Origin of the sequence: Microbacterium sp. NPDC086615 (genome assembly GCF_040686055.1) — a bacterium.
In the GTDB taxonomy this organism is placed as follows: domain Bacteria; phylum Actinomycetota; class Actinomycetes; order Actinomycetales; family Microbacteriaceae; genus Microbacterium.
Genome location: NZ_JBFBJJ010000007.1, coordinates 85,606 through 98,561 on the forward strand (window position 1 = coordinate 85,606; position 12,956 = coordinate 98,561).

Below are 12,956 nucleotides of genomic sequence, written 5' to 3' on the forward strand. Positions count from 1 at the left end.
TCAGCCGATCGGTCGGATCGTCGCGGGCGCCGGGGCGAGAGCGACGCGGATGTGATCTTCCGGGTCCAAGCGGAGCTCGGACGGGTGCTCGACGACGACCTGCACGCCGTCGGAGGTGCGGACGGTGGATCGCCGCGCGCTGCCGAGGAACGTCGTCGCCTCGACGACGGCATCCATCCCGGGGTCGTCCGATCCGATGACCAGGACGTTCTCGGGGCGCACGATGACCTCGCAGTGACCGTCGGCAGCGGGGCGGGCGAGGGGCACCTCTCGGCCCCAGACCTCGACGATCGAGCCATCGACGATACCCGGCACAGCGTTGACGGGGCCGAGTACCTCGGCGACCACGGCGTCGTCGACGCGCGTGTAGAGCTCGTCCGGAGACCCCGCGGCGATGACGCGGCCTCGATCCATGACGACCAGGCGATCGGCCACGGCCGCGGCCTCGGCCGTGTCGCGCGTGACCCAGAGCGTCGTCACCCGGCGCGCGCGGAGCTCGTGCACGACCCGGTCGCGCGTCTCGGCCCGCGCCGCGGTCGGAAGCGCGGCGAGAGGATCGTCGAGCGCGAGGGCTCCGGGACCGGTCGCCAGAGCACGTGCGAGAGCCCAACGCTGGCGGTCGCCGTGCGCGAGCCGGTGCACGAGCTTGTCCAGCGCCCCGAGACCCACGACCTGCGCCAGGCGGGTCGCCTCGGCCTCGGCATCCGGTCGTCCCACTCGCCGCGCCATGGCGGCGATCGAGGTGCCCACGCGGCCGAATCGCGCGACGGGGGTGCGGTCACGGACCTCCGGTATCCGCGGAGCCGCCGCCCCCGCGCGCCCGTCGACGGTGATGACTCCGGCGTCGGGACGCTCGGCGCCCGTCACCGCGCGCAGCAGCGTCGAGGCTCCGCACCCGATCGGGCCGACGAAGGCAATGATCTCGCCCGGCCGTATCTCGAGGTCGATGTCACCCAGCACGGGGTTGCCCGCGCGGGAACGGCTCACGCCCCGCAGCGAGATCGCCCACCCCGCCCGCGCGGAGTCGCCGGTCGAGGGCGGCGGGTCCACGGAGCGCACGGTGGTCATGCGCCGACGGTACGAGCCCCCTATGACGTGACGACGCCCGGGGAGTGAACCCCGGGCGTCGGTCGCTCGAACCTTACGGGGCGAGGCGGGTCGGGCCGCGGAACAGGTAGGTGACCTCGCGGATCGAGGATTCGCCGAGCAGGAGCATCAGCACGCGCGCGAGACCCATGCCGAAACCGCCGTGTGGCGGGGCGCCGAAGCGGAAGAAGTCGAGGTAGAAGTCGAGGTGCTCGGGGTCGAGACCCTTCTCTTTCGCCTGCTCGATGAGCACGTCGACGCGGTGCTCGCGCTGCGCGCCGGTGGTGATCTCGACGCCGTTGAAGAGCAGGTCGTACGACTTGGTCAGCCCGGTCTCTTCGTCGCGCATGTGGTAGAACGCGCGGATCTCGGGGTGGTAGTCGGTGATGAACACGAACTGGTGCCCGTACGTCTCGGCCACGTGGGCCGCGATCTGGCGCTCGCCCTCGGGGTCGAGGTCGCCGTCGGTGCGGGGGATCTCGTAGCCGCGAGCCGCGACGATCTCGCGCGCCTCGGCGAGCGGGATGCGCGGGAAGGGCAGCGTCGGCACCTGGACCTCGACGCCGAACAGCTCCTGGATCTCGGCGCCGTGCTTGTCGGCGACGGCCTGGAAGGCCGTGTGCAGGAGTTCCTCCTGCATGCGCGCGACGTCTTCGTGCGAGTCGATCCAGCTGATCTCGGCGTCGATCGAGGTGAACTCGGTCGCGTGACGACTGGTGAAGGACGGGTCGGCGCGGAAGGCGGGAGCGATCTCGAAGATCTTGCCGAAGCCGGCGACCTGCGCCATCTGCTTGAAGAACTGCGGGCTCTGCGCGAGGTAGGCCGTCTTGTCTTCGAAGTAGGGCACCTCGAACAGCTCCGCGTTCGACTCCGAGGGGGATGCCATGAGCTTGGGGGAGTGCACCTCGATGTAGTCGCGCTCGACCCAGTACGTGCGCATGGCGTGCTCGAGCGTCGTCTGCACGCGGAAGATGAGGTTGTTGCGGCGCTGACGCAGGTCGATGAAGCGCCAGTCCATGCGCTTGTCGGGGCTGCTGTCGGCGGCGATGGGGGTCTCGGGGTTGGCCGCGGCGGCGATGACCAGCTCGCCGACCTTGATCTCGACGCCGCCGAGCTTGACGCGCTCGTCGTGCTTCAGCTCACCGCGCACGGTGAGGAACGTGCCGGTCGCGAGGGCGCCGATCATCTCGGTGAGCGCGAGGGCGGCGGCATCCTGATCCGTGGCGTCCTCGGACGGGCGGGTGGCCGGGTTGACCAGCTGCACGGCACCCGTCTCGTCGCGGAGCACGACGAACTGCACCTTCTTCTGATCGCGCACGGTTTCGACCCATCCCGACACCTCGACGGCGCCGGCGGGGAGGGATTTCAGCTGGTTGACCAGGACGCGTTCGCTCACGATCGACAAGTCTACGTGTGGGGTGAGAGCGCCCGCGCTCAGCGGCCGGAGCCGGCGGTCAGCCCCGCCTTGACGTGACGCTGCGCCGCGAGGATGACCACGAGAGCGGGCACGCTGGCGATGAGCGATGCCGCCATGGTCGCCGCCCACGTGTTCAGGTTCGAGTTCGACAGCGCGAGGATCAGCACCGAGATGGGGTACATCTCGTTGCGGTTCACCAGCGTCAGGCCGAAGAGCAGATCGCCCCAGCTGAAGAGGAACGCGAACACGCCGGCCGTGACGATCGCGTTGCGCGACAGCGGCACGACGATGCGCCACAGCGTGCCCACAGGCCCGAGGCCGTCGACGGTGGCCGCCTCGATCACCTCGGTGTCGAGGCGCAGCATGAACGCGCGCATGACGATCACCGCGAAGGGCACTCCGGCGGTGGAGTTGGCGAGGATGAGTCCGATGAACGTGTTGAGCAGACCCCACGAGTTGAACATCGCGTAGAAGGAGGTCGCCAGCACGACGCTCGGGATCATCTGTGCCAGCAGCAGGAGGATCAGCGCGATGCTCACGGCCCGAGACCTCAGCCGGCTGAGCGCGTACGCCGCGGGGATCGCGACGAGCAGGGTCACGAGCACCGAGCCCAGCGAGACCAGGATCGACACCCGCAGGCCACCGATCCCCGCATCGTCCAGGGCCATCTGGTACCCGCCGAGACCGGGCGCGGCGGGGAACCACGCGGTGTCGGCCGAGTTCGCCTGCGGCTGGAGGGATGCCGAGACCATCCAGTAGACGGGGAAGAGATACACCGCGAGCACCGCGACCGTGACGATCGTCCACGTCCAGCCACGACGGCGGCGGCGCCTCGAGACAGCGGAGGTCGTGATCGGTGCCGCGTCGACGGTAGGCGCGGCGGGCAGGGTCGCGGTCATTCCTCACGCTCCCGACGGATCGACATCACGGTGTACGCGATGGCGAAGAGGATGCTGATGCCGAGCAGCAGCATGCCGTAGGCACCGCCCTGCCCGAACTGGAACTGCTGGAACGCCTGCCGGTACGACAGGAGGCCGAGCGTGACCGTGCTGTTCGCGGGACCGCCCGCGGTCAGCACGAGCACGAGGTCGACGATGAGCAGCGTGTAGACGACGCTCATCACCACGAGCACCGAGACGACGGGCCAGATCGTGGGGAGCACGATCGCGGTGAGTCGACGCCAGGCGCCGGCGCCGTCGAGCTGCGCCGCCTCGAGCTGCTCGGCGGGCACCTGCTTGAGGGCGGCCCCGAGAATGGTCGCCCAGTACGGCAGGCTCGCCCAGACCGCGACCACGATCACGGCGGGCAGCGCCGTCGCCGGGTTGGCGAGCCACGCCTCGACGGGGATGCCGAGCGCACCCAGGACGTCGTTGATCGGACCGTCGCCGGCCAGGAGCGATTTCCACACGGTGGCGACGACGACGGCGGGGAGCAGCCACGGCAGGAGGATGAGGGTGGGCAACCACCGACTGCCCGGGAAGGTGCGCGCGAACAGCAGCGCGAGAAGGAGTCCCAGGACGAGCTCGAGCGCGACCGCCACGACCGTGATCGTCACGGTGTTCGTCAGCGCGCGGAAGGTGATGGGCTCGGCGAGGATCGCTTCGAAGTTGGCCGTGCCGACGAACGGCGCGCGTCCGGTGATGAAGGTGCCCGTCGTGTAGTTCGTCGTGCTCATGTACACGCCGTACCCGAGCGGGAAGAGGAAGAAGACGACGAAGAAGACGATGGCGGGGGTGAGGAACCCCCACAGCTCACCGCGCTGACGCGCCGCCAGCGAACGCCGGAACCGGCCGGGAGCGCGAACCCCCGACCGGCCGGTCGTCGTCAGCGTGTCCGCTGTCACTTGCCGCTGGCCTGCTCCAGAGCGGCCTGTGCGGTCTGCCCGCCGACGGTCGCGGCCTGGATCGCGTCGACGTACTGCTGCTGCAGGGTGTTCCACTCGGTGCCGAGCTGTGCGGAGTTGTAGGCGCCGTCCACCGCGTCCACGAACGGAGCGGCCGCGGGGACCTTCTCGACGAAAGTGGCCTGCGCGCTGGTGAGAGCGGGGATGTAGCCGCCCTGGACGGCGGTGTCGACCTGGTTCTCCTCGGATGCGCGGCACTTCACCAGGGCTGCGGCGGCGGCTTCCTTCTGGGCATCCGCATTGGCGGCGACGCCGTAGGCGTAGCCGAGCAGGTTCACCTTCGGGGACTCGCCGGACGTCGCGGTGGGAAAGGGGAACGTGCCCCACTCGAAGGGGATCGAGGTGTCGACGAGGTTCCAGGGGCCCGAGACGGTCAGCGCGGCCTTCTGCGAGGTCCACTGGTCGATCGACTCCCAGCCCCAATTCACGAACTCGGGGGACAGCGAGCCGTTCGCCACGAGGTTCTTGTACAGGTCGACCGCCGCGACGGCACCGGCGCCGGTCGGGTCGGCGGGGTCGCCGCCGGCCGAGAGCAGGAACGGGAGGAAGTAGACGGGAGTCGAGCCGTCACCGCCGATGCCGGGCAGCACGATGCCCTTCTGGTCGGCGGTGGTGAGGGAGCCGGCGAGCTTGACGAGGTCGTCGAACGTCTTCGGAGCCGTCTCGGGGACACCGGCCGCGGCGAAGGCCGCCTTGTTGTAGAAGATCGCGTAGTCCTCGACCTGCACCGGGAGGCCGTAGAGGGTGTCCTGGTAGGTGCCGAGACCGGCGACGCTGTCGGCCAGACCGTCGGTGCTGACGTCGTACTGACCGAGGTCGGCGAGGACTCCCTGCGAGGCGAGCTGCGGGAGCTGCGTGTCCGTGGAGAGCAGGGCCACATCGGGCAGCGACTTGGCTCCCGCCGCCTGCAGGAGCTTCGTCGTGTAGTCGCCGGACTGCGTCTGGACGTCGACCGTGATGCCGAGCTCGGACGCGCAGTCCTCGAAGTACTTCTTCTGCAGGCCCTGATAGGGCTCGAAGTCGATGTTGTTCCACACCGTGAGCGAGACGCCGTCGAAGCCGTCGGTCTGGGCGGGCGCGGCCTGGCCGCCCCCGGAGCAGGCCGTGAGGGCGAGAGCGGCGGTGAGGCCGACGGCGGGAAGAGCGACGCGTCGAAGTCGCTGAGACGTGGATGCCATGGGTGTGTCCGTTCCCGACGACGCCGTCGGCGCCGATCGACATGTGCTGTGGGGGTGACAGGCGGAGTCCGCCCGCGTCATCCCTCACTCTGGGGTGTTCACGTGACGAACAGGGAACGAACGTGTCACGCGGTGTAACACCGGGCCGTGTCGGAGGCACCGAGCGGGCAGGGTGAAGGCATGGCATCCCCTTCTTCTTCTTCCGTCTCTCGCCGCGTGCTCGTCGACACCGACACCGGTCTCGACGACGCCCACTCGCTCATGTATCTGCTGGCACAGCCCGATGTCGAGATCGAGGCGATCACCACGATCTACGGCAACACGCCGGTCGAAGACTCCGCGCGCAACGTCCGCACCGTCCTCCGGCTCGCCGGGCGCGAGGACATCCCGATCCACCTCGGCGAGGCCGCCCCCATCGAGGGTGAGGCGTCGATCGCCGACTTCGTGCACGGCACCGATGGGCTCGGCGACCGCTTCGAGCGTGCCGAGCTGCGCGTCGAGGACGAGAGTGCGGTGGATGCCATCGTCCGCATCGCCGCGGAGAACCCGGGCGAGGTCGACCTCCACCCGCTCGGACCGCTCACGAATATCGCCCGGGCACTCGAGCGCGACCCGGAGCTCTTCCTGAAGTTCCGCTCGGTGGTCATCATGGGCGGCGCCGGCGCCTACCCGCCGCCCGGTGGGGCGACCCTGACGGATGCCAACACGGCCAACGACAGACGAGCGGCCGAGATCGTCTTCGGTGCGCGCAACAACGGCAACGTCGTCATGGTGGGTGTGAACGTGACCGCCCAGGCGATCCTCGACGAGCACGTGCTCACCGTCTTGCGAGGGGTCGGCACCCCGTGGGCGACGTTCGCGGGCGAGGTGCTCGACGCCTACAACGACTTCTACCAGTACAAGTGGGGTCGCCGGATCTCCTCGGCGCACGACGGACTGGCGACGGTCGTGCTGCACCGCCCCGACATCGTCACGGCGTGGACCGAGGGACCCGTCGACTTCACGCCCTACGGCGGTTCGCTCGCGACGCGCGTCGCGCTGACGCACGACGGTCTGCCGCTGGTGTGGGGGACGCCGGAAGGGCCGAGCATCCGCGCGGTCACCGCGTTCGACGGCGACCTCTTCCGCCGCCTGTTCGTCCACGCGCTCGCGACGGGTCCCGCGACGCGCTGACCCGCACCCGCGAGCTCGCGCTCCGCGTCGGTGATCTCGGCCCGCGCCCGCGTCCCGCCCCCGCGGGCGTCAGCGCACGCCGGTGCGCGCGGGGTGATCGTCCGCGAGCCGGTCGCGCCGGTCGGAGCGCAGGCGGGAACGGAACGTGCCGTCCTTCGGGAAGCCGCCGTACAGCCCACGCTCGGTGAGGGCGGGGACGAGCATCTCGGCGAAGTCCTCGACCGACGCGGGCGACAGGAACGGGTGCAGCAGGAAGCCGTCGACCCCCGACTCCTCCACGAAAGCTCCGATCGCGTCAGCCACGGCGTCGGGGGTGCCGAGGAACCTGTCGTCGGCGAACGCGGTGACTCTCGAGAACTGCCGGCGCACATCGCCCGCGGTCAGCGTGGGCGCGTCGGCGCGGGTCTCCTTCGTCTGCGTGGCGTTGGTGGCGCGCTTGACCAGCGGCTCGTCGTCGGCGTACCGCGAGAAGTCGATGCCGCCCCACCCGGCGTAGGCGGCGAGCTGCGCCTCGGAAGAGTAGTGCGCCTGTAGCGAGTCGATCTTCTCCTGCACCGCGATGTCGGTCGGTGCCACCACGAGGTTCATGCCGACCACGGCGCGGATCTGCGTGGCATCCCGACCCAGTTCTTCTGCGCGACAACGGATGCCGGCCAGCCCCTCGCGGATCGCCACGGGGTCGCTGTCGCCGACGAAGATCAGCTCGGCGTGACGCGCGGCGAACTCGCGGCCGCGGGATGACCATCCGGCCTGGATGATGACCGGTGTGCGCTGCGGAGACGGGGTGCTCAGGTGGGGACCCGCGACACGGAAGTGCTCGCCCTCGTGGTCGATGCGATGCACCTTCGCGGGATCGGCGAAGCGCCCCGTGGCCTTGTCGCCGATGAACGCGTCGTCTTCCCAGCTGCGTTCCCAGAGCGCGTACGCGACCTCGAGGAACTCATCGGCGCGGTCGTAGCGCTGATCGTGCGCGAGAACGTCGAGGCCGAAGTTCGCAGCGGCCCCCGGGAGGTACGAGGTCACGACGTTCCAGCCGATGCGTCCGTCGGTGAGGTGGTCGAGGGTCGAGAACCGGCGCGCGTGGGCGAACGGGTGCTCGTACGTCGTCGAGACGGTCGTGCCGAACGCGAGGTTCTCGGTGACCGCGGCGAGCGCGGGGATGTGCAGCATCGGGTCGAGCGCGGGCAGTTCGACGCCGGTCTCGATCGCCGTCGCCGCCGACCCGCGGTAGGTGTCGTACATGCCGAGCACGTCACCGAAGAAGAACAGATCCATGCCGGCCGCCTCGACGCGGCGGGCCTGGTCGGTCCAGTAGCGCAACGACGTGGCCGAGAGGCGGTCGTCGGCGGGGTGCGTCCACATGCTCGCCGCCGAGGAGCCGTTGCCCACGCAGGCCTGCTCGTACAGACCGAAGAGCAGGGGGCGGGGGTCAGACATTCGCGGTGGTCCGTTCTTCTCGAGCGGGGGTGCGCCAGCGGACGTGTCCGCCGACGACGGTGAGCGAGGCTTCGCCGGGCCCGGACTCGACGAGCTCCACGAGCGCGTCCTCGGGGGTCGTCGCGTCAACCGGGAACACCGCGAGGTCGGCGCGGGCGCCGACCTTCAGGATGCCGGTCGGGTCACTGGCATCCAGACCCAGGGCGTGCGCCCCTCCGGCGGTGGCGGCGTGGAAGAGGCGGGCGTGCAGATCGACGTCGTCGTACCCCTGGGAGCGTGCGAGGCGGTACAGTTCGGCGACGTCGTCCCAGAGCGACAGGCTCGGCGACGACGACAGCGAGTCGGTGCCGACGGCGATCGCGTTCCCCTCGTGCAGGTAGGCCGCGATCGGGGGAGCGTCGAGCCCGATGACCGCGTTGGATCGGGGGCACAGGGCGACGCTCACCCCGCGTTCGCGGAGCAGCCGGCGATCATCGGCGTCGACGTAGATGCCGTGCGCGAGGTGCGTGGTCGGCCCGAGCGCACCCAGCGAATCGAGATACGGGATGACGCCCGTGCCGATGCCCCCGTCTCGCAGCAGCGCGAACTCGCCTCGACCGTTCGCGCGCCACCGCTCGGCGAGATCGCCGGTGCCGGTGCGGACGTACGCGTCCTCCCAGGCGGACTCGGCCGCGTGGATGTGCTGACGCACGCCCCACTCCGCGGCCAGACGGGACAGGTCGCGGATGACCTCGGTGTCGAGCGAGTAGATCGCGTGCGGCGAGATGCCCACCGCCGGGGGAGTGGGCAGGGCGCCCAGCTGCGCGCGGACGGTGTCGGGGCCCCCGAGGCGCCAGGCGCTCTCGGTCCACCCGAGCACCTCCCAGAAGGCGATCCCGTGCAGCCCCGCCGCGTGCACAGCGCTCCCGGCCTCGGCATCCGTGACGATCTCGGCCACCGCGGTCGTCCCGGACCGCAGGCACAGGGCGGCCCCGGCCGCGGCCGACGCGCTCCAGTCGCGGGGGAGGGGGTAGAGCTCCATGAAGGCGCTCATCCACGACTCAAAGCCCTCGTGCGAGGCGCGTCCGACCGCGGCCATGTCGGTGTACTGCAGGTGCGTGTGCGCGTTCACGAGCCCCGGAGTCAGGGCGCCGTCCCACTCGTGGACCTCCGGGGCGTCGAACTCGCGGACGACCTCGTCGAAGCCGCCGACCGCCGCGAGACGACCGTCGCGCACGGCGACCGCTCCGTCGGTCAGAGCCGGCGATCCCGGCGACAGCACGGTGCGGGCGCGGTGCACGACCACGCTCACTCGTCGTCTCCCTCTGCGGCGATCCACGAGGCGAGGAACTCCCGCTGCGCCGCCGAGCCGGTGTCGACCGTGCCCCCGAAAGAGGCGAGCGCGATCGCCGCGACCTCGTCGTCCGCGCCGCGCGGGAGTTCGTGCACAGCGGCGCCGAGCCCGGGGGTGGTGAGCAGGTACTCCACCGAGGCGAGCTGCACCCCGAACGACAGGTCCATGATCTGCACCGGGTTGCCCTCGGCCGCGCTGACGTTGAGGCAGTTGCCGTCGTCGAGGACGTGCACGAGCGAACCACTCGGCATCCGGAGGGTCGACACCGCCCCCTCGCGCGCGGTCTCGGTCGCTCCGGCCGCACGCGCGGCATCCAGGGCGATCTCTTGAGACACCCCGCCGCCCACGGCCACGATCGCCCCGGTGGGCACGGCGTCGAGATGGGCGACGTCGATGGTGTGCCGGATGCCGGTCGCCGAGATCACGATGTCGGCCTCGGGCGCGGCCTGAGCGAGGGTGCGCACCGGGAAGCCCGCGAACGCCGCTTGCAGGGCCGCCACGGGATCCGTCTCCGTGACGATCACGCGCGCACCGAGGGAAGCGGCGTGCTCGGCGATGCCGGAACCGACGCGTCCGTAGCCCACGACGACGACGGTCGCTCCGCGCAGCGAGCGGTTCGCGACGTCGGCGACCGCGAAGACGACCGACTGGCCCGTGCCGTGCCGGTTGTCGAACAGCGACTTCGACCGTGCGTCGTTGGCGGCGATCACGGGGATGCGCAGCGCACCCTCGGCGTGCATGCGTCGCAGGGGTCGGACGCCGCTCGTGGTCTGCTCGGTCGCGCCGCGCATCTCGGCGACGACGTCGGGACGCTCGAGGTGCACCAGGCGGATCGTCGAGGCGCCGTCGTCGACGATCACCTCGGGCCGGTGGTCGAGCAGGGCGAGCGCGTTCTCGCGGTCCTCGGAGCGCCCGGCATCCGCCCGCGCGTACACCGCGAGGCCGGCGTGCGCGAGGGCGGCGGCCACCTCGTCGTCGGTGTTGCGGCCCGCCGAGGTGACGGTGACCTCGGCGCCCGCTTCGGCGAGAGCGAGGGCGACGGCGGCGGTCTTCGGCTCGAGCACGTCGGACACGCCGATCCGCACTCCGGCGACGGTTCCCGCGCGGCGCAGTCGCTCGGCGAGAACCACGGTGACCGGCATGTGCGCGCGCGCCCAGTCGATGCGGTCCGCTCCCGCGCGCCAGAGCGAGGGGTCGGCGATGCGTCCGATCACGGGGTCACCTCCCGGGCGAAGCGGTCGTCGTCTCCGTCGAGGAGGATGAGGGCGATCAGGGCGTCGAGGAGCAGCCACGGGGTCGCGGCCGGAGGGGCGTCCTCTTCCGGCAGCGGCGACGGCATCTCGACGAGGAAGGCCTTCCCCGCCTGCCCGACGAGCGGGCGCGACGAGGGCGACGTGTGCACGCCCGCGGTCGCCGTCCCCGCGGGGGAGGCGTCGGCGACGAGCCCCTCGAGGGCATCGACGGGAAGGATGCCGTGCCCCTCACCGGTCAGCAGCGTGAGGTGCACGGGAGTGTCGCGGGAGGCGAGGGCGTCGAGCGCTCGCACGCGGTATCCGTCGAGGCGTGCGGCGAGGGCCACCACGGGTGCGTCCGTCGCGCGGATCACCGCGGCTCCCAGCGTGCGGAGCGAGGTCGCGAGCGCCTCGGCGAGCAGCCCGTCGCCCACGACGGTCACGGTCGTCCCCGCGATCGTGAGATTGGTGCGCGACGAGACGGCGCGGAGCACCTGTTCCGCACGAAGCCGGGAGTACAGGATGCCGAACGCCGGCGACCCGAACGGATCGACGCCGTCGTCGGCGCGGGAGAGATCGATCCCGGCCGCCTCACGCAGGAGCGCGAGCACAGACGGGGGGAGGGGAGGGAGGGCACCGCCGTACGACAGGGTCACGAGCGCGCTGCGCCACTCCCGGTGGAGGCGGAGGGAAACGGGGAGCAGCGCGTCGATCCTGTCGGGCGTGAGAGACCGGAAGGACGACACGTCTCGACGGTACGGTGCGCGGGCACCGGATCGCCACTTCGTGACGGTGCGTGGCGTGGCGTGGTGCGGCGTGGCGTGGTGCGGCATCGTGCCGAGCGGCGGTGGCCGTGGCATCCATAGGATGGCGGGCGTGACCTATTCGATGCCTCCGGAGTCGTTCCGGACGCTCCGGCCCGAGCCCGTGCATCGGTCTTCGCGCACGTGGGACATCGTGCTCACGATCGTCTTCCTCGTGCTGCTGCCGCTCGCCGCGCTCGCCGCGTCGTACGCGGGTCTGTTCCTGGCCTTCGCGTCGGACGCCTGCGGGGTGCAGAACTGCAACAGCGACCTCATGAACCTCGGGCTCTGGTCGGCCGTGATCTCCCCGTGGGTGGTGCTCCTGATCGGCGTCGTCGTCTCGATCGTGCTCCTGGTCAAGCGACGGCTGGCCTTCTGGGTGCCGCTGGCCGCGATGGCGCTCATGACGGCGCTGTGGTTCGTCGCCGCAGCCATCGTGAGCCTCGGGGTCTCGGCATCCTGAATCCGAGAACCCGCTCGGGGGCAACCCCCAGGATTCGCCTCTGACCGGGCCGTAGCCTGGAACGGGCGCCCGGACGGGCGGCCGATCACCGAGCGCGAAGGCACCCGATGACCGACATGACCCTTTCCGTCGCACCCGCGGCAGCCCCCTCCGCGGAGGAGGGGCAGTCCTGGCTGACCTCGCTCGCCGACTGGACCGTCTCGCTCATGGAGGTCATCGGCCCCGTGGGGGCGGGGGTCGCCATCGCCCTCGAGAACCTGTTCCCGCCGCTGCCGAGCGAGGTCGTGCTGCCGATGGCGGGTCTGACCGCGAGCCGCGGTTCGTTCACCCTCTTCGAGGCGTTGCTGTGGACGACCGTCGGATCCGTGGTCGGGGCGTTCATGCTCTACGGCCTCGGCCGCTGGCTCGGGGCAGCCCGCCTGCGCCGCTTCGCCGAGAAGATGCCCCTGTTGCATCCCGAAGACGTCGATCGCACCGTGGCCTGGTTCGAGCGCCACGGCGGCAAGGCGGTGTTCTTCGGACGCATGATCCCGATCTTCCGCAGTCTCATCTCGATCCCCGCGGGCGTCTCGAAGATGCCGATGTGGCGTTTCGGTCTGCTCACGGGTGCGGGCAGCCTCATCTGGAACACGATCTTCGTGCTCTCGGGCTACCTGCTGGGCGAGAACTGGCACATCGTCGAGGAGTACGCCTCGATCCTGCAGTACGTCGTCATCGCGGCCGTCGCGATCGGGGTGGCGTGGTTCCTGTACAGCCGCGTCCGGTCGCTGCTCGCCTCGCGGCACAGCGAGGTGTGAGACCACGCCGGTCCCTTCGACGGGCTCAGGGACCTCGGGCCGGCGTCTTGGCGGTGGCTGAGCCTGTCGAAGCCTCCGAACCACCGCGATCGTCGGTATCTCCACGTCGAAACAACCGCCCCGCTCGCTCAGTC

General features: G+C 70.8%; 12 protein-coding genes. 3 read left to right on the plus strand and 9 right to left on the minus strand.

Annotated features, from left to right (window positions below):
* From AB0O24_RS09025 to AB0O24_RS09045, 5 genes are all read right to left on the minus strand, one after another.
* Positions 1 to 1,068, minus strand: coding sequence for an ABC transporter ATP-binding protein (locus AB0O24_RS09025; RefSeq protein WP_275801708.1), 1,068 nt, complete (start codon positions 1,066 to 1,068; stop codon positions 1 to 3).
* Between the two features lie 73 nt (positions 1,069 to 1,141).
* Positions 1,142 to 2,482, minus strand: a complete 1,341-nt coding sequence (gene aspS / locus AB0O24_RS09030) for an aspartate--tRNA(Asn) ligase (RefSeq protein WP_275801707.1) — start codon at positions 2,480 to 2,482, stop codon at positions 1,142 to 1,144.
* A 38-nt stretch (positions 2,483 to 2,520) separates the two neighbouring features.
* The gene (locus tag AB0O24_RS09035) at positions 2,521 to 3,402 is read right to left on the minus strand and encodes a carbohydrate ABC transporter permease (RefSeq protein ID WP_275801706.1); all 882 of its coding nucleotides are present in this window, start codon (positions 3,400 to 3,402) and stop codon (positions 2,521 to 2,523) included.
* Entirely contained in the window at positions 3,399 to 4,346 is a 948-nt protein-coding gene (locus AB0O24_RS09040; protein ID WP_275801704.1) for a sugar ABC transporter permease, read from the minus strand. Before AB0O24_RS09040 ends, AB0O24_RS09035 begins: the two co-directional genes overlap by 4 nt.
* Positions 4,343 to 5,584, minus strand: coding sequence for an extracellular solute-binding protein (locus AB0O24_RS09045; RefSeq protein ID WP_275801703.1), 1,242 nt, complete (start codon positions 5,582 to 5,584; stop codon positions 4,343 to 4,345). Before AB0O24_RS09045 ends, AB0O24_RS09040 begins: the two co-directional genes overlap by 4 nt.
* Before the next feature lie 180 nt (positions 5,585 to 5,764).
* Here AB0O24_RS09045 and AB0O24_RS09050 point away from each other — a divergent pair, with 180 nt between their 5' ends.
* Positions 5,765 to 6,757, plus strand: coding sequence for a nucleoside hydrolase (locus AB0O24_RS09050; RefSeq protein ID WP_275801701.1), 993 nt, complete (start codon positions 5,765 to 5,767; stop codon positions 6,755 to 6,757).
* 69 nt (positions 6,758 to 6,826) lie between these two features.
* On the opposite strand, the gene AB0O24_RS09055 is transcribed toward AB0O24_RS09050, so the two are convergent.
* The 4 genes from AB0O24_RS09055 to AB0O24_RS09070 are packed head-to-tail and all read right to left on the minus strand — an operon-like array spanning position 6,827 to position 11,505.
* Positions 6,827 to 8,194 carry an NtaA/DmoA family FMN-dependent monooxygenase gene (locus AB0O24_RS09055; protein ID WP_363374248.1) on the minus strand — a complete coding sequence of 456 codons (1,368 nt, stop codon included), beginning with the start codon at positions 8,192 to 8,194 and terminating at the stop codon, positions 6,827 to 6,829.
* A complete protein-coding gene (locus tag AB0O24_RS09060) occupies positions 8,187 to 9,485 on the minus strand; it encodes an amidohydrolase family protein (protein WP_363374249.1) in 1,299 nt (432 codons plus the stop codon). Before AB0O24_RS09060 ends, AB0O24_RS09055 begins: the two co-directional genes overlap by 8 nt.
* Positions 9,482 to 10,741, minus strand: a complete 1,260-nt coding sequence (locus AB0O24_RS09065) for an adenosylhomocysteinase (protein WP_363374251.1) — start codon at positions 10,739 to 10,741, stop codon at positions 9,482 to 9,484. Before AB0O24_RS09065 ends, AB0O24_RS09060 begins: the two co-directional genes overlap by 4 nt.
* Positions 10,738 to 11,505, minus strand: coding sequence for a hypothetical protein (locus AB0O24_RS09070; RefSeq protein ID WP_307385077.1), 768 nt, complete (start codon positions 11,503 to 11,505; stop codon positions 10,738 to 10,740). The genes AB0O24_RS09065 and AB0O24_RS09070 overlap by 4 nt, the downstream gene beginning before the upstream one ends.
* A 130-nt stretch (positions 11,506 to 11,635) precedes the next feature.
* On the opposite strand from AB0O24_RS09070, the gene AB0O24_RS09075 reads away from it, so the two are divergent.
* Both AB0O24_RS09075 and AB0O24_RS09080 read left to right on the plus strand, forming a co-directional pair.
* Positions 11,636 to 12,025 carry a DUF6264 family protein gene (locus AB0O24_RS09075; RefSeq protein WP_307385079.1) on the plus strand — a complete coding sequence of 130 codons (390 nt, stop codon included), beginning with the start codon at positions 11,636 to 11,638 and terminating at the stop codon, positions 12,023 to 12,025.
* Between the two features lie 107 nt (positions 12,026 to 12,132).
* On the plus strand, positions 12,133 to 12,822 hold the full coding sequence (locus tag AB0O24_RS09080; protein WP_363374255.1) for a DedA family protein: 690 nt from the start codon (positions 12,133 to 12,135) through the stop codon (positions 12,820 to 12,822).
* The last annotated feature ends 134 nt before the right edge of the window (positions 12,823 to 12,956 follow it).